The sequence below is a fragment of the Spirillospora sp. CA-108201 genome (assembly GCF_050936235.1).
In the GTDB taxonomy this organism is placed as follows: domain Bacteria; phylum Actinomycetota; class Actinomycetes; order Streptosporangiales; family Streptosporangiaceae; genus Spirillospora.
The window spans coordinates 1,336,014-1,350,929 of sequence record NZ_JBNJNE010000001.1 but is presented as its reverse complement, the minus strand read 5'-3'; the positions used below and the strand labels follow the sequence as shown (position 1 = coordinate 1,350,929).

At 70.4% G+C, this 14,916-nt stretch carries 19 protein-coding genes; 9 read left to right on the top strand and 10 right to left on the bottom strand.

Going from position 1 to position 14,916, the window contains the following annotated elements:
* Positions 1 to 39: 39 nt before the first annotated feature.
* The 4 genes from ACQEU6_RS06530 to ACQEU6_RS06515 form a co-directional block, all read right to left on the bottom strand.
* Entirely contained in the window at positions 40 to 297 is a 258-nt protein-coding gene (locus ACQEU6_RS06530) for a hypothetical protein (RefSeq protein ID WP_499329687.1), read from the bottom strand.
* A gap of 278 nt (positions 298 to 575) precedes the next feature.
* Positions 576 to 758, bottom strand: a complete 183-nt coding sequence (locus ACQEU6_RS06525; RefSeq protein WP_499329686.1) for a hypothetical protein — start codon at positions 756 to 758, stop codon at positions 576 to 578.
* 347 nt (positions 759 to 1,105) lie between these two features.
* Complete coding sequence (locus tag ACQEU6_RS06520; protein ID WP_499329685.1) at positions 1,106 to 1,942, bottom strand: GNAT family N-acetyltransferase; 837 nt, start codon at positions 1,940 to 1,942, stop codon at positions 1,106 to 1,108.
* A 9-nt stretch (positions 1,943 to 1,951) separates the two neighbouring features.
* Positions 1,952 to 2,353: a lanthionine synthetase LanC family protein gene (locus tag ACQEU6_RS06515; RefSeq protein WP_499340106.1), complete on the bottom strand. Its 402-nt coding sequence runs from the start codon at positions 2,351 to 2,353 to the stop codon at positions 1,952 to 1,954.
* Positions 2,354 to 2,747: 394 nt separating this feature from the next.
* Here ACQEU6_RS06515 and ACQEU6_RS06510 point away from each other — a divergent pair, with 394 nt between their 5' ends.
* The 7 genes from ACQEU6_RS06510 to ACQEU6_RS06480 all read left to right on the top strand — a co-directional run bounded on the left by ACQEU6_RS06510 (position 2,748) and on the right by ACQEU6_RS06480 (position 8,051).
* Entirely contained in the window at positions 2,748 to 3,284 is a 537-nt protein-coding gene (locus ACQEU6_RS06510) for an RNA polymerase sigma factor (protein ID WP_499329684.1), read from the top strand.
* 7 nt (positions 3,285 to 3,291) lie between these two features.
* Positions 3,292 to 3,846 carry a phosphatidylglycerol lysyltransferase domain-containing protein gene (locus ACQEU6_RS06505; RefSeq protein ID WP_499329683.1) on the top strand — a complete coding sequence of 185 codons (555 nt, stop codon included), beginning with the start codon at positions 3,292 to 3,294 and terminating at the stop codon, positions 3,844 to 3,846.
* 359 nt (positions 3,847 to 4,205) lie between these two features.
* On the top strand, positions 4,206 to 4,328 hold the full coding sequence (locus ACQEU6_RS06500; RefSeq protein ID WP_499329682.1) for a hypothetical protein: 123 nt from the start codon (positions 4,206 to 4,208) through the stop codon (positions 4,326 to 4,328).
* Between the two features lie 40 nt (positions 4,329 to 4,368).
* Entirely contained in the window at positions 4,369 to 4,938 is a 570-nt protein-coding gene (locus ACQEU6_RS06495; RefSeq protein WP_499329681.1) for a hypothetical protein, read from the top strand.
* Complete coding sequence (locus ACQEU6_RS06490) at positions 4,935 to 6,926, top strand: APC family permease (protein ID WP_499329680.1); 1,992 nt, start codon at positions 4,935 to 4,937, stop codon at positions 6,924 to 6,926. The genes ACQEU6_RS06495 and ACQEU6_RS06490 overlap by 4 nt, the downstream gene beginning before the upstream one ends.
* A gap of 84 nt (positions 6,927 to 7,010) precedes the next feature.
* Positions 7,011 to 7,613, top strand: coding sequence for a N,N-dimethylformamidase beta subunit family domain-containing protein (locus tag ACQEU6_RS06485; RefSeq protein WP_499329679.1), 603 nt, complete (start codon positions 7,011 to 7,013; stop codon positions 7,611 to 7,613).
* A gap of 78 nt (positions 7,614 to 7,691) precedes the next feature.
* Positions 7,692 to 8,051: a hypothetical protein gene (locus ACQEU6_RS06480; RefSeq protein ID WP_499329678.1), complete on the top strand. Its 360-nt coding sequence runs from the start codon at positions 7,692 to 7,694 to the stop codon at positions 8,049 to 8,051.
* 105 nt (positions 8,052 to 8,156) lie between these two features.
* Here ACQEU6_RS06480 and ACQEU6_RS06475 read toward each other — a convergent pair whose 3' ends face one another.
* The 5 genes from ACQEU6_RS06475 to ACQEU6_RS06455 all read right to left on the bottom strand — a co-directional run bounded on the left by ACQEU6_RS06475 (position 8,157) and on the right by ACQEU6_RS06455 (position 12,310).
* Positions 8,157 to 8,681 (bottom strand): GNAT family N-acetyltransferase, encoded by a 525-nt coding sequence (locus ACQEU6_RS06475; protein WP_499329677.1) that lies wholly within the window; start codon positions 8,679 to 8,681, stop codon positions 8,157 to 8,159.
* A 50-nt stretch (positions 8,682 to 8,731) separates the two neighbouring features.
* Complete coding sequence (locus ACQEU6_RS06470) at positions 8,732 to 9,169, bottom strand: nuclear transport factor 2 family protein (RefSeq protein ID WP_499329676.1); 438 nt, start codon at positions 9,167 to 9,169, stop codon at positions 8,732 to 8,734.
* Between the two features lie 107 nt (positions 9,170 to 9,276).
* Entirely contained in the window at positions 9,277 to 10,182 is a 906-nt protein-coding gene (locus ACQEU6_RS06465) for a tyrosine-type recombinase/integrase (protein ID WP_499329675.1), read from the bottom strand.
* 158 nt (positions 10,183 to 10,340) lie between these two features.
* Positions 10,341 to 11,447 (bottom strand): pentapeptide repeat-containing protein, encoded by a 1,107-nt coding sequence (locus tag ACQEU6_RS06460; protein WP_499329674.1) that lies wholly within the window; start codon positions 11,445 to 11,447, stop codon positions 10,341 to 10,343.
* 230 nt (positions 11,448 to 11,677) lie between these two features.
* Complete coding sequence (locus ACQEU6_RS06455) at positions 11,678 to 12,310, bottom strand: hypothetical protein (protein WP_499329673.1); 633 nt, start codon at positions 12,308 to 12,310, stop codon at positions 11,678 to 11,680.
* A 263-nt stretch (positions 12,311 to 12,573) separates the two neighbouring features.
* Between ACQEU6_RS06455 and ACQEU6_RS06450 the strand changes: the two genes are divergently transcribed.
* Together ACQEU6_RS06450 and ACQEU6_RS06445 are read left to right on the top strand one after the other, a co-directional pair.
* A complete protein-coding gene (locus ACQEU6_RS06450; protein ID WP_499329672.1) occupies positions 12,574 to 13,095 on the top strand; it encodes a pyridoxamine 5'-phosphate oxidase family protein in 522 nt (173 codons plus the stop codon).
* Positions 13,080 to 14,183 carry a serine hydrolase domain-containing protein gene (locus ACQEU6_RS06445; protein ID WP_499329671.1) on the top strand — a complete coding sequence of 368 codons (1,104 nt, stop codon included), beginning with the start codon at positions 13,080 to 13,082 and terminating at the stop codon, positions 14,181 to 14,183. The genes ACQEU6_RS06450 and ACQEU6_RS06445 overlap by 16 nt, the downstream gene beginning before the upstream one ends.
* On the opposite strand, the gene ACQEU6_RS06440 is transcribed toward ACQEU6_RS06445, so the two are convergent.
* Positions 14,173 to 14,880: a DUF72 domain-containing protein gene (locus ACQEU6_RS06440; RefSeq protein WP_499329670.1), complete on the bottom strand. Its 708-nt coding sequence runs from the start codon at positions 14,878 to 14,880 to the stop codon at positions 14,173 to 14,175. The two genes, ACQEU6_RS06445 and ACQEU6_RS06440, sit on opposite strands and share 11 nt — an antisense overlap.
* Between the last annotated feature and the right edge of the window lie 36 nt (positions 14,881 to 14,916).

Sequence of the window (14,916 nt, the reverse complement as noted above, 5' to 3'; positions counted from 1 at the left end):
TGTGAGACCCGGCCGGGGCGATCCCTGCGCGGGAGCCGGTCAGCCGTCGTAGTCGAACTGCCGGAACACGTACGCCACGTCCCGCTCGTCGAGCCACCGGACCAGTCGGCCCGCGATGGTCGACGCGTCGTTCCTCTCCTGCCCCTCCCCCACCACGGCCGCGCGCACGGCCTCCAGCGGATCGGCGGCGTCCTCCCCGACCAGGCGGGGGACGTCCGCGGCGGCAATCGTCGTCCACCGCCGCCACTCCAGCACCGATTCCCCGATCTGCATCATGACGCCATAGCCGCTGTCCACGAGGTAGAGCGTCAGATCTCCGTTCGGCAGCAGGTAAAGGCGCGCGCTCGAACGGCCGTCCTTGTCGCTGTGCCCACCCAGTTCCAGGAGTGCACCGAGGCACCCGGCCCCTCCAGTTCGAAATCATGACCGAAAACCATTGTGCGATCTTGTCAAGCGGGCCGCAAGCAGATCAATCGGGGCCACGGCCTCTCGCTCACCTGAACTTGGAGCCGAGGCTGCCCAGGTGGGCGTGGCGGGACTTGGCCTGTAGTTCGACGGCTGACGTCCGGCGGCCGCTAGTGCGTCAGGGCCGAGTGCCGCAGTTGGTGCAGCGTCCATCCGGACCCGTGCGGGTCGAGTTCGGCCGAGGCGGTCTTGAACAGGTGCTCCGCGCGCGGGTAGGGCAGGCGGCCCCGGCGGGTGACGGGGCAGATGTCGGCGACGGCGGGCGCCTCAGTCGCCTCTGAGGGTGCCGGCAATGCGTTCGGCGATGGCTTGCCGGGAGACGTTCGGCCGTGAGGGATTCGTACGGCCACAGTCCGCCGGCGGCCAGGCCGGCGAGTCCCGGCCAACGCGGCGACCTGAGTGGGACCAAAGCCCAGCTATTCACCCTCCTGAACGCCCTACTCCGCGGATGACAACCGCGCGGGGCTCCGTCGGACCTGCCTGGCCTTCACGGACACCAACCCATTCATGATCCCGCCTGTGTCCCGCCTCACCGGACCTGATGCGGGGCCGGTGCTCGGACCTGCGCGGCGTCAGATGCGCCGGGTCGGCCGGGCCTGTCCGTTCCAGATGAACCTGTCGGGGCGTGTTGCGTCGGCTTCTAGTTCAACTCGACTTGCGGATTATGTGGCGCGAGGCTTCGCGCCTCTTCCAGATCCTTCAAGGACGCGTCGACCGTGCGCTGAAGCTTGACTTGGCGTTCGGTGTCGGTGAATCCGAGTGATCGGTAAATCCCGATCGCCTCGGCATCCGGATCTGCGACGATCACGAGTGTTCGGACTCCCTTGGCCAGGGCCTCCACTCCGGCGAAGTGGACGAGTGAGGAGGCCAGGCCGCGTCGGCGGAAGGCGGGATGGGTCTCGACGCGCTGGTAGCGAGCGAGTCCTTGGCCGTCGAGGACGACACCCAGGCCCGCGCGCATCTCACCATCCACGAACGCGCCGAACCAGGTGATGTCGCCCGCCTCACACAGCCGTCGTTCCTCAGCGAGTTTCGCCGTCCGGAACGCGGTGTTCTCCTCCGACGGTTCCGACTCATCGCACGCGTACCGCAGGCGTGCCGCCTGTTCCCAGTCGCCTTCGGTCAGCGTGCGCAGGTCGGCTTGTGCTGGCCGTGCGGGGACTTTGAGAGAGGAGGCCGTGAGGACTGTGTCGGTCTCGACGCTGATTCCGAAGCGTTCCCATTCTGCGTGCCGGCCCGCCTCGCCCTCGGTCCCGTCCACCCCGATTGCTAGGTGAGACGCCTCCGGGAATTCCGCCGCGAACAGGGCAGGAGCCTCCGGAAGCGCATTGGGCGCGACGAGCACGAAGTTGCCCCACCAGAAGAACGGGTTAGCGGGCGTCCTGACCACCTGGTGAGACGGGCGGTCCAGGATGACCGAGCCGGCCAGACGGCGAAGCAACAGATCAGTGCGAAAAGCGAGAGATCGGACCTTCACCCGGCGATCCTAGGACCGGTTGTGGCCGAGCACCAACCACGCCGTTTCGGGCGCGGGTGTCCAGAGTGGCCGGGAGCCGCTCGGCGAAGTACTGAAGAGGTGTCGGGGGTCGAACGCCTTGGTCAGGGCGGTAGTTGCCAGGTCGGCGGTAGCGGGGTGGCTGCGTGCCGCTTGCAGGACTCCGGCGGTGCCATGGCAATGAAGCGGTCCTTGGGTGTCCCACTGGTCGGCGATGCGATCGGCCTGGGCGGTGGTGGCGGTCTGGGCCGGTCGGGGGTCGTCGAGTGCTTGGCCGGCGGCGGTGAGGGCGCGGCTGATGCCGGGGGTGCCGTAGCGCCGGGCGTCGCGACGCCCGAGGGTCGGGGCGGGTGTGTGTGCCCGCGGAGCGTTCCGCGCTTGCACGGTTGGCATATGGTCGTCGATGCCTTGCGGCGCTGTTACGGCGCACGGCGACCACATGAGGTGATTGTCTCCGGCCTGCACTGAGCCGAGCAGCGGGGCGCAATGGGCTATCGACTCCCTTCGACTCGATGATCGCCTGCTACGCGGGCCTTGGCCGAGGGGAGGCGACCCTGTCGTGACGCTGGCTGCCGCAGGAATGCCCTACGATCCTTGATCGTGACTGGGCATGTGATGGCGGGTCGCCAAGCATCGATGTCGTCCGGGCGGAGTACGAGCAGCTAATAGGGGCGAGCAGCCATAGTGCCGCCGCCATGGCAGCCCTGGAGATCGCGCTTCTGTTGCACCGCGACGGACTCCTTGATGAGGTGAGTGCCTGGTCGGATCCGACGACGGCCTCGCCCGCGTGGGACGTGACCCAGCGCAGTTCGAGAAGTTCTACCGGCGGCACGTCGAGGCGGTGGACCGGTTCGTGGCCCGCAGGGTCGACGACCCGCACACCGGCGCCGACCTGACCGCCGAGGTGTTGCCGGCGGTCATCGAGTCGGCGCACACCTACCGGCCTGCGGCGGGGTCGGAGGTCGGCTGGCTGGACGGCGTGGCCCGCAACGTGGTCGCGGCCGAACGGCGCCGCGTGCCTGAGAGCGCCGCGCGACGGGCCAGACGCGGTACCAGAGGGCGGGCCGCGAGGAGTCCGCTACCCGCACGATGTCGCCCTCGTCGATGTGCCGTAGTAACCAGGCCGTGGCCGTCTGCTCCGGAGGGATGTCGCCGCTGTCGAGCAGGGTGCGGAACGTCGCGAGGTCGCGGTTCGCGCCGCTGGGTAGTTCTCCCAGCGCCATCGAGAACCTGGGCTCCCGGGCCGCGCCGAGCTGTGCATCGGCGACGCGCAGCAGTGCGCGGCGTTGCCGCGAGTCCAGGCCGCGGAGGATCTGGCTGGTGAGGCCCGCGTGGACCGGCACGGCTGGCGTCCGGCGGTGCCTGCCGCCCGCGCCGACCGCCTGACCCTCTACCGGCGGTTCGGGATGCACGTGCTCTACAGCGGCGACGAGGCGATCATCGACGTCGCCGCGTTCTCGCTGACGAGCCGGCGGATGCGCAACGTCCGCCAGGCGGTCGACCGTTCCCGAAACAGTTCCAGGAACGCCCGCCACGCCCGGCAGGGACGCCGCGGGGGCGCCCACCGGATCGCCGGACGCCAGCCCGACGCCGCCGACGTGGCGGAATCCGAGAGCGTCCCGGCGGTCGGCGAGAAGAGCAGGCGCTTGTGGCAGCGCAGGATGAAAGGGGCCAGGTGTCGCCGTGAGGACGGTCCAGCGGTGCGCCCCGCGCCGCGAGCGCCCCGCAGCGCCAGCGCGATCGCCAGTACAGCCGTGAGCGAGGAAGACCAGCGTCAGGCCGAGCGGCGCCGTCGCCCGAGGGCGAACCATTCCGCGCCTCCCTTTCTGTCACTGTATGTGCGCGAAAGTTCCGTCGATCACCATTCCCGCAGAATCGCTGGTTGACCACCGTGACCGTAAGGAAAAGAGCAGGTAACGGCCGGGAATTGACAGTTCGCGGGCTGGCCAGGGGGGTATGTGGCGGCAGGAGCCAGAGATATCGGCCCACCGGGTCGCGTTTCGGGAAAGGTTTGCGAATGGCCAAGGCGCTGCTGGCCGACCCGGTCGGCGCGACTGTTCCGGTCGCGCGGACACGGCGGTGCCCACCGCGAATGATCACAGGAGGGCCGGCCGTCATCGCGGCGGCGGTACCGGCGGTCGCCGCCGGATGCGGCGGCGGTCAAGGCCGGACGGGTCTACCTGTTCGAAGAGACAAGGGCGGCACGTCGTCCTGTGCTGGGGCGTGCGCGGCAGTGTGGCCTCCGGTGAACGCACCCGACGGCAGCACCCCCGGCAGCGCGAAGGGGCAGGCTCTCAACCAGTTCGGCGCCGGGTGGTACGTGCTGTCGGCGTCCGGCAACAAGGTCGAGTCGACGGGCGGCCACTGACATGGGCCGTCGGTCCACGGCCCGGCTCCGGAGTGCACCTGTGGCCATCGCGGTGTTGGTGGCCGCCGGCTGCGCGATGGCGACGAACCCGCTGCACCCCGGCCGGGCGGAGATCCGCACGGAGCGGGTGCCGTCGCTCGGGCAGATCCTGGTGGACGGGAGGGGCCGCACCCCATTGCCTCATCTGCTGCGCTACCTGGGCGTCCTGCCGCTGTTCGGCATCGGCTCCGTCCATCTGCACGAGTACCCGGCCAACCGTTACCGGGGCATCCCCACCATCGGCGCGCGCTTCGCACTCGACTTCGCCGGGGCGGTGGTGCTGGGACTCGTCCTGGCGAGCCCGCTGCGGTCGCTGCCCGGCGTCCGGTCGGTGCCCGTGTCCGGCCGCGCGCCGCACACGCTCGTGGCGCTCGGCGCGGCGTTGTTCGCGCTGGGCACGGTCACCGGTCTGCTGACCAGCGAGCAGGCCAGTCTGTTCGGGTTCCACGAGTACGGCTACCGGTCCGGCATCGGGCTCGCCCTGGAAGGCGCCGCCGTCGCGGTGCTGCTCGGCTTCGCGGCCCTCGACCTGCGCCGAGCGCAGACGCGTCCGTCCGCTGACGCGGGATGAGCCTTCCGAAACGGTTCCTGCTCGGCCGGCCACTGCGCAGCGGGCAACTCGGCCGGACGCTGTTGCCCAAGAAGCTCGCGCTGCCGGTGTTCTGCAGCGACCCTCTGTCGTCCAACGCCTACGCCACCGAGGAGATCCTGCTGGCGCTCAGCGCGGGCGGGCTGGCGCTGATCCATCTCACGCCGTGGATCGCCGCCGCGGTCATCATCCTGCTGACCGTGGTCGTGCTGTCCTACCGGCAGACCTGCTACGGCTACCCCAACGGCGGCGGCGCCTACGTCGTCAGCCGGGAGAACCTCGGCGTCAACGCCTCGCTGGTCGCCGCCAGCGCCCTGCTGGTCGACTACGTGCTGACCGTGGCGGTGTCGGTGGCCGCCGGAGTCGCCAACCTCGCGTCGGCAATGCCCGCGCTGGCGCCCCACTCGGTGCAGATCTGCGTCGGCCTGATCGCGCTGCTGGCGATCATCAACCTTCGCGGGATCAGAGAATCCGGGACGATCTTCGCGATCCCGACCTACGGGTTCGTCGCCGCAGCAGGCATCATGATCCTTTTGGGCGTCGGGCGGTTGGTGGCCGGTCACACACCGGAGGCCGAGTCCGCGCACTTCGGCATCCAGCCCTCACACGGCACGACCGGGCTGCTGGCCGTCGCGCTGCTCCTGCGCGCGTTCTCCCAGGGCTGCACGGCGCTCACCGGGGTCGAGGCCGTCAGCAACGGCGTCCCCAACTTCAAGCCCCCCAAGAGCGCGAACGCCGCCGCCACCCTGACGATCATGGGTGCGCTGACCATCACGATCTTCGCCGGAATCACGGGGCTCGCCCTGGCCTCGCACGTACGGATCGCGGACAACCCCCGGCTACTGACCGGCGCGCCCGCCGGCTACGAACAGAAGACCGTGATCACCCAGATCGCCGCCGCGGTCTCCGGTTCCGGGTCTTTGCTGTTCTACCTCGTCGCCGGGTTCACAGCCGCCATCCTGGTGCTGGCGGCCAACACCGCTTACAACGGTTTCCCGATCCTCGCCAGCATCCTCGGCGAGGACGGCTTCCTGCCCAGGCAGTTCTCCCGGCGCGGCGACCGGCTGGTGTTCAGCAACGGGATCGTGATCCTCGCCGTGCTCGCCAGCGCGCTGATCTGGGCGTTCAACGCCAGCACGACCCGCCTGATCCAGCTCTACATCATCGGCGTCTTCGTCTCCTTCACACTCAGCCAGACCGGCATGGTCCGGCACTGGACGGCGCTCCTGAGGCAAGGGCCCGCGCCGGGCGGCGAAACCGGGCCGCGGACCGTCCGCCGGCACCGCGCCCGGCTGCATCGCGCCCGCCTGATCAACGCAGTCGGCGCGGTCCTCACCACGGCGGTGCTGATCGTCGTCCTGGTCACCAAGTTCACCCACGGCGCGTGGATCGTCGTCATCGCGATGCCCCTGGTCTTCATGACGATGAAGGGCATCCACGGCCACTACGAGCAGATCGCCGCTGAGCTGGCGCCGTCCGAGGATGCCGTCTCGCTGCCGAGCCGCGTGCACGGCGTCGTGCTGGTCTCCAAGCTGCACACCCCCACCCTGCGCGCCATCGCCTTCGCCCGTGCGACCCACCCGTCCACCCTCACCGCAGTGACAGTCCGCACGTCCGCCGGGGAGACCGAGGAACTCCAAGAGCAGTGGGACCGCTACGGCGTTCCCGTGCCGCTGACCGTCCTGGACTCCCCATACCGGGACATCACCGGGCCCGTCCTGGACTACGTTGGCCGGATCCGCCGGAGAAGCCCCCGCGACGTGGTCTGCGTGTTCGTCCCCGAATACGTCGTCGGCCACTGGTGGGAGCAACTCCTGCACAACCAGAGCGCGCTGCGGCTCACGGCACGGCTGCTCTTCCGGCCGGGCGTCATGGTCACCAGCGTCCCCTGGCAGCTCGGCTCCGCCGAAGCGCTCACCCGGCGTCCCGAGCACACCGAAATCACCAGCCGCCGCAACCACAGGTCCTGATCCGCGGTTGATGACCACCGGTTTGGGGTCCGTTGCTCGGCGCTGCAGCTTCCAGCCCGTCAGGACGGGGAGGACTCCCCCAGCATGGGATCCGCGCACGAGATCGAGGGCTACGCCGGTCACGTCAGCATGCGCCCCGGCGAGCGTTTCCACCACGACCTCCGGGTTCACTGCCCAGGCCTTCAGGATGGGCTGGTACGGCGGCGCCCAGGCCGCGCCGGGTGTGACGGTCCGGGCTCCCCCGGGGTCCGGCAGGCGGGCACCTCTGTCGACGAGGCGACCCGGACGGTGTCGGCTCCGTGGCGGCGGTCGCCGTCGCTGATCGTGCCCACCTCCGGGTGGCCCGGGGGAAGCTACTTGATCATGCTGAAAGCCGCCTCGGGAGCGCGGCGGTATATGCCGGTGACCGTCCGTTCGCCCAGCGCCGCGGGACGCCTCGTCGCGCTGAACGCGACGACCATGTGGCATGGCCTACAACATGTGGGGCGGTTACGGCCTGTACAGGGGCCCGGCGGGAGTGGGAGGACGATCGGGCGAGCGCGGTCAGCTTCGACCGGCCCTGCGACGGTTACGGCGCGGGCAAGTTCCTGGGTACCTGTGACGTGTCCGCCTTCACCCACCCCCGACACCATGCTGAGCGGCACGGCCCAGTCTGATAGATCCATCCCATGGGCGAGGAACGGTTGAGGCGTCACGGCAGCCTGTTGCCGGCTGGCGGTGGGCTGGGGTGTGCGTCGAGGACGATCGGGCTTGCCGGAGTCCTGTATGAATGAGGCGGAGCTTCCGCAGGGAACCACTGATCCTCAGCTGGCGCAGGTGGAGACGGTGGTACGTGTTTGGGCGAGGCCCTTCGGATATCGGGTGCGATGGTCCCATGGAGCGATTCCGCTCTGGGGCGTCGACGATGTCCGGCCCTACCTGCGTGTCGACCTTGTCGATGGCCGCAACGACGTTGTCGACGTGATTCCGCTGGACGGCGGCGGTCTGGTGGTCGGCATGGTCAACGGGTCGAGCGGGATCTGCAGAGGTTGGGACTGCAGCCCCGGCCAGCTCCTTGATGTGCTGAAGGAGGCGGATGAGCATTCCCGCTCCTGTGAGAGCTTCGCCGATGGTGGCCTGGTCTGATCGCGGCGCGTTCGGCGAGGTGCCCGCGTTCCCGGGGCCGCATGCGGGCGTAGGCAGCCCGAGCGGATCGTCGGGCGCTGTGGTGCCGCGCTGCCGTGGGGCAGGTCAGGTGGCTTGCGGTGGTTGCTCGGCGGCCAGGTCGATCCAGAAGCGGTCCTCGCCGCGGGCGCGGCCGTCGTGGACGCCGCCATTGGCGAGGATGACCCGCCGCGACGGCTCGTTGCCGGCGGCGCACGTCAGCAGCACGCGCGCAAGCCCGAGCCGGCGGCATTCGGCCAGTCCAGCCGTGAGCATCCGCGTGGCGTGCCCTCGCCGCCGCCACGGGAAGACGACGTGGTACCCGATGTGCCCTCCGACCTCGGCGAGCTCCGGCGTCAGGCGGTGCCGCACGATGAGCGTCCCGATGTAGTGCTCGCCCGAGACGTACCAGAACGTCGTGGACGGGACGCCCCACCGCTCCTGGACGCCGCGCCGGCGCGCCACGAAGGCCTCGAAGTCCTGGTGGGCCTCGTCGAGCCAGTCCGTCGGGTCGCCGGTCGCCAGATGGTCGGCCCGCTCCCCGGCCAGGAACGACTCGCGCACCGCTGTCGTGGGCGGTATCAGACGCGGCGGCCGGGCGAGATCATTCACCGGACCAGTCTGGCCGACCGGCGGCGTCGACGGAACCGGCCCGGGGGTGGTCAGGGTGCGAAGGCTTGGGCGACGGCGAGGCTGTCCTCGTAGACGTGGTGCCGGACGACCAGGCCGTTCTCGACCGTGAGGTGCAGGGCGAACCGGGCGCGGTAGTCGCGCCCGGTGGACCGGGCGGTCTGCCGGATCTCGCCCAGGACCACCGCGTCGTCGCCGTCAACGAGGATGCGCTCGACCTGGGTGTCGACCTTGTCGGGAAGGTGGTGCTCGGCGATCTGCCGGTAGTGCGCGGCGGCGTCGGCGCGGCTGTACCGGTGGCGGATCCAGGGCGTGGCGGCGCGGCCGTGCTCGGTCTCGGGCCAGTCGAGCTTCCAGTCGCTGTGCTCGGCGTACATGGCGGCGATCCGGTCGGGGTCGCCTTCGCCGATGCGGCGCAGCAGTTCCTCCACCGCGGCGCGCGTGCTCGTCGGCGTGGCAGGTCGGGACATGGTCGGCCTCCGTGGATGTGCGGTGGGATCGGCGAGCAACCCTGCCAGCTCGAACCGGGCCGCGGCGATGACCTCCGACGTAATGGATCGAGGGCCGGGTGGACTCGTCAGCGGTTGCGGTGTCGGCCCGGGTCCTGCTCGGCGAGGGCGGCGCCGACGGCTTCGGTGCTGATGTTGGTGTAGATGGCCAGGCTGCGGATGTTCTCGTGTCCGGACAGCGCCATCAGCATGGGGGCTGACCAACCGTCTTCGGCCAGGTGGGTGAGCCGGGAGTGCCGTAGCTGGTGGAGGGTGAATCCGCGTCGGCGGGGGTCGTGCTGTCGGGTGTCCTGTTTGAACAGATATTCGGCACGCTCGTACGACAGCCGGCCCCGGCCGGTGTGCGGGCACAGGTCAGCGGCCGCGGGCGTACGGGCCGGGGCAGGCCGCCGGTCGGCCAGGAACAGCGGACCGCTGGTGCGGCCGTCGATGAGGCGCGGCAGCAGGCGGGCGGTGCCGGACTGCCAGTGGATCCACCGGACGGTGCCGCCCTTGCCGGTGATTCGGCCGCGTTTGCCGCCCAGGTCCAGCTCATCGATGTTGAAGGCCAGGACCTCGTCGGCGCGGGCCGCCGACTCGTAGAGCAGCCGCCGCAGCGTCTTGTCTCGCAGTGCGACGTCGCGGCGGTCCAGGATCGCGGTAACGATGTGGCGGTCGATGGCGCGGGTACGGTCGCGGGTTTCGGGGCGCCGTTCGATGAAGGCGGCCGGGTCAGTGGTGATCCAGCCGCGGCCGGCGGCCCAGGTGGTGAAGGAGCGCAGCGCCGAGCGGTGCCGGTTCCAGGTCCGTGCCGCCGCGCCGTCCCAGGCGGCGGTGAACACCGCGGCGGCCTGCTCGGCGGACACCTGGCCGAGCGGGACGGTGTCGCCGAGTTCGCGGCGCAGCCGCCGCAGGGCCTGTCCGTAGGAGCGCAGAGTGTCGGCGTCCAGGTCGCGGCGGGCAAGGAACGCTTCGGCCGCCTCGGCCAAGGTCACGCCGACTCCCGAAACCTTGTGAGTGGACACTGTTCAGCCTCCCGCTGTCTGAACGGCAGGAACTTCACCCAGCGCGTGCGCCCTTCCCCCTCGGGATCGCCTGACTGCCATTCCAAGGCCACGGCCACCGGCCCTGAGCACGGCCCCGACGGTCGGTGTCACCACCGGGTCTTCTCATCGGTCACCGCGATCCGGCGGAGTTCGGGGGGGCCCGGCACACCATATGCACTGGACAGGTCCGCGCCGCGCAGGTCCGCGCCGCGCAGGTCCGTGAGGGTCAGGTTCGCGCCGCGCAGGTCCGCGCCGTACAGATTCGCGCCGCGCAGGTCCGCCTCGATCAGCTCCGCATCCATCAGTCGCGCGCCGCCCAGGTACGCACCGCGCAGGTTCGCGCTGCGCAGCCTCCCGCCGGACAGGTTCGCGCCGTTCAGATACGCGCGGGTCAGATCCGCGCCGCGCAGGTTCGCGCCGCGCAGGTTCGCGAGGTTCAGATACGCGTCGGTCAAGTCCGCGCCCGACAGGCCCGCGCCGGACAGGTCCGCGCCGGTGAAGTCCACTTTGGAAAAGTGGGCATTGTGCACTTGGGCGTTGGGGGTGCGGACGCCGTGGAGGTCGAGGCGTGGTGTGGGGTAGGGGTTGTCGGCCAGGGCGGTGAGGGCGGCGGCGATGTCGACGGCAGGCTCGGCGGGCAGGTCTTTGACCTTGTCGGTGGGGTCGTGGTCGCGGATGAAGCCGGCCAGCAGGGCGGTGATGGCGGCGCGGTCGCGGGGGGAGTCCTCCAGTAGCCGGGTGAACGCGTGGATGGCGCCCAGGCGGATGGTGGTGTCGTCGCTGGCGAGGGCTTCGAGGGTTTTGGCGTACCGGTCGGTGAGTTGGCTTTCCTGGGCGACGCGCAGGTTGTCCTGGGAGGTGCGCAGGTCCTCGCGGGCGGTGCGCAGCGCCAGCCCGGTGGCCAGCAGGCTGCCCGCGGTGAACAGCACACCGAACAGGATGCCCAGCGAGTTGAGCCACTGGTGCCGTTCGGCCCGTTGCCGGCTCCTCAGCTCCATCCGCACCTCGGCGGGAAGCCGGTCCACCTCGGCCTGGGACGGCGGTGTGATCATCGGGCCCGAACGCCGGGGCACGAATCGGCGGTGTAGCGGGGCGGTGTGAGGCGGGTCGGTCTGCGGCTCCGGCCGCGAGGGCTCCTCGGGCGCCGACTCCTGTGGCCTGGGCTGGGGCGGGGTGCGGTCCCGCTCGGCGTTGTGGCTGTCGGATCCGCTCATGTCCTGGTCACCGGTTCGCGTTGGGGAAAGAGGACGGTCGGGGGCGGGCGGTCACTGCGAGACGCGGAGAAGGGTACGTCCCGGTTCCCGGCCGGGCCGTCGGATGTGACAGGAAATGTGTCGCTTCCGACCCTACGGGCCATTGTCAGCAGCGCAGGTGAACGTGCTCGTCCGGATGCGGTCGTGACAGGGAATGGGCCATTCCCTGTCACATCATGCTCGCGGCGCGGTCAGGTCCAGAGCAGGCCGGGGTCCTGCGGGCGCAGCGGGCGCAAGCCGCCAGCCGCCAGCCGCGTCGAGTTTGGCGAGTTCCTCTTCGACGTCGACGGTGATGACGCCGAAGGGAGATGTGGGCCAGCAGTTCGCCGGGGACGCCGCGGGCCTGGGGCGGACCAGGTCCTCGTTCCACCCGGGCGGTCAGCAGCGGGCACGCGTGCCGGTACCGCTGGTCGCGGTGGGGGTGTCGTCGCGGACCAAGGTGATCTTTCCCAGGTCCGCGCCCCGCGGGCCTCGGCCATCCGTGTCAGCCCCAGGTTGGTGGCATTGGCGATCGGCGCGAGCGGCAGCATCGCCGCCAGCTCCTCCCGCAGCGCCCTGGCCTCGGCCGGGACGTCCTCGGCGCTCAGCGGCGGGATCACCAGGCGGCCGTCGTCGAGCCGGACCGCGCCGGTGTCGCCCGGCTGCGCCTCGGCCAGCACCGTCTCCAGTTCCGCCAGCGCCGCGTGCAGCTCCTGCTTGCCCTGGGCGATCGCGTCCTCGGCCCCGGCGGGCTTGCCGACCAGGGCGCAGAACTCACGCCGCCGCGGCAGCCACTGTTCGCGGGTGAACAGGATCGGAGAACAGCCGTGTCGCCACCCGTCCACCCCACGATCCCTACCGTCGCGCAAACGGTACGAACCGTAGCGGCCTGGACCGTCAGCCGCCCTCAAAACGCATATCAGTGCAGGTCAGGGAAATCCGTTGAATCTTCGGCGCGTACTATCAGCACCCCTCGCCGGGCGCGGACCGATGAGTTTCTCGGCGAGTTCGGGTCATCACCAGGACGGCGCGCGACACCTGACCGGAGGATGTGCCGGGCCGGCCGCTTCACGTCGGCCAGGGGCGCCTCATGATCAAAGGATGTGACATGGCCTACCGTGAACCGGATGCCGAGCTCGGGCCGTTCTCGTCTCCGGGCGCGCAGGCGACGCCGTGGGCGTCGGCTCTGGCCTTGATCGGCGAGGCGGAGGTGTTCTGGCTTTCCACCGTGCGGCCGGGCGGGCGACCGCACGTGACGCCGTTGCTGGCGGTGTGGAGCCTGGGCGGCATGTGCTTCACCACGGGCGGCCAGGAGCGCAAGGCGCGCAATCTCGAGCACAACTCCCAGTGCGTGCTGACGACTGGCACCCATGCTTTGACCGGTGTGGACGTCGTCATCGAGGGCCGCGCGTCCGTGGTGGACGAGCGCTCGGACCGTGAACAGGCCGTCGCGGACCTCGAGCGCAAGTACGGCGCGCATCTGACCAGCCCTGAGGGCACCTGGTATCGGCTGGGCGAGGCCGTCATCGCCGGCGAGGTGAGGCTCTACCGGGTCGCGCCGAGCGCCGGTTTCGCTTTCGGCAAGCTGCCGGTGTCGAGCCAGACCCGCTACATGTGGCCGAGCCGGTGACGATGACGCCCTCGTTGCAGCAGCAGGTCCAGGGCGTCCTCGACGAACTGGTGGGCACCGGGGCCGAAACCGGGTTGCAGGTGGCCGTCTACGATCGCGGCACCCTTGCCGTCGATGCCGTCGCCGGGGTGGCGGACCGCCGGTCAGGGCGCAGAGTGACCCCGCAGACGCCGTTCTTCAGCTTCTCCACCGGCAAGGTCATGGCTTCGCTGATCGCGCACCTGCTCGTCGGGTCCGGCGCCGTCGGGTACGACACGCCGGTGGTCGAGGTGTGGCCGGAGTTCGGTGCCCACGGCAAGGCGGACGTGACGTTCCGCCACGTGCTCACACACTCGACCGGTGTGCCGGCGATGCCTCGGGGCATCGGGCCCGGCGACCTGACCGACTGGTCGCGGGTCTGCGCGGCGATCGCCGACGCCGAACCGCGGTGGCGGCCCGGGACTGAGACGGGGTACCACTCGTTCACCTATGGCTTCCTCGTCGGCGAGGTCGCTCGTCGGGCCACGGGCAAGACGATGCGGGAGCTCCTGCGTGAATGGGTCATCGTGCCCCTGGGCGTCGAGGGCGACCTGTATTTCGGTGTCCCCCGAACCGACTTGGCCCGGCTGGCGCGGCTGGAGGATGCCGCGCCTCCCCCGGTCGCTGCGCCTGACGGCGATGCCGTTCTTGCGCCCTGGGAGATGCGGCCGACTGCGGCCATGGGGAACAGCGACGAGATCCTCCAGGCGGACGTCCCGTCGGTCGGCACCTTCACCGCGCGGGGAATCGCCGCCGTGAACGCCGCGGTCCTGGACGGCCGGCTCGTCGATTCGCGCCAGTTGGAGGAGTTGACGGCGGTGGCCTTCGAGGGCACCGACCAGGTCTTCGGTAATCGTGTGCGGCTGGGGTTGGGCTATCCGCTCGGCCGCCTCGGTACTCGGCCGGAGGAGACGCCTACCGCGTTCGGCTGGGTCGGTGGGGGCGGCAGCTACGTTTACGCCGAGGCCGCCACCGGTACTTCCTTCGCGTTGACCAAGACGCGTCTCACTCCCCATTTCGACACAGCGCAGCGGCTCGCGGACCTGGTCGCGGCGGCGATCACCCGATGAGGTCGGTGAAGCGCAGGGCGTTGCGGACGGCGGCGCCGCCGGGGTCGTTGTTGAAGTAGACGTAGGCGTCGTCCTCTCCCCCGCCGAGTTCGGCGGCCCAGCGTTGGAGGGTGTCGTCGTCGTATTCGGGCCAGGGTTCGGCGGGGCCTTCGTGGAAGCGGAGGTAGAGCCAGTCGGTCGTGCGCCACAGGGGTGTCTGCGCCTCGCCGAGGCGGTCGGCCCAGCAGAGGGCCGCGCGGTGGTGTTCCAGGGCGCGGCGGGTTTCGTGCGTCCACCAGGACGGGTGGCGGGGTTCGACGGCGATGCGGGTGCCGTCTGGGAAGCGGCGCAGGCAGGCGGCGAGGCGGTCGGTGTCGGCGCGCAGGGTGGGTGGGAGTTGGAGCAGGACGGGGCCGAGGCGCTCCCCCAGGCCGGCGGCGGCGTCCATGAGGCGCGCGACCGGTTCTGCCGGGTCTTTCAGGCGTTTCATGTGGGTGAGGTAGCGGCTGGCTTTGACGGCCATGACGAATCCGGGCGGGGTGTCGGCGCGCCATCGCTCGAATGTTTCGCGGGAGGGCAGGCGGTAGAAGGCGTTGTTGTTCTCGACGGTGGCGAAGGTGTCGGCGTAGTGGCGTAGCCAGCGTGGCTGGGCGAGGCCGGGCGGGTAGAGGACGTCGCGCCAGTCGGAGTACTGCCATCCTGATGTGCCGATGAGCACGGGCCCCTCCCCCGGTCCGGTGGACGCGTGCGGGTG

Excerpts from the sequence above, each read along its gene's own strand:
- ACQEU6_RS06515 (WP_499340106.1), bottom strand. The coding sequence starts at position 2,353 with ATGCCAACCGTGCAAGCGCGGAACGCTCCGCGGGCACACACACCCGCC.
- ACQEU6_RS06490 (WP_499329680.1), top strand. The coding sequence starts at position 4,935 with ATGAGCCTTCCGAAACGGTTCCTGCTCGGCCGGCCACTGCGCAGCGGG.
- ACQEU6_RS06485 (WP_499329679.1), top strand. The coding sequence starts at position 7,011 with ATGGGATCCGCGCACGAGATCGAGGGCTACGCCGGTCACGTCAGCATG.
- ACQEU6_RS06480 (WP_499329678.1), top strand. The coding sequence starts at position 7,692 with ATGAATGAGGCGGAGCTTCCGCAGGGAACCACTGATCCTCAGCTGGCG.
- ACQEU6_RS06470 (WP_499329676.1), bottom strand. The coding sequence starts at position 9,169 with ATGTCCCGACCTGCCACGCCGACGAGCACGCGCGCCGCGGTGGAGGAA.
- ACQEU6_RS06460 (WP_499329674.1), bottom strand. The coding sequence starts at position 11,447 with ATGAGCGGATCCGACAGCCACAACGCCGAGCGGGACCGCACCCCGCCC.
- ACQEU6_RS06450 (WP_499329672.1), top strand. The coding sequence starts at position 12,574 with ATGGCCTACCGTGAACCGGATGCCGAGCTCGGGCCGTTCTCGTCTCCG.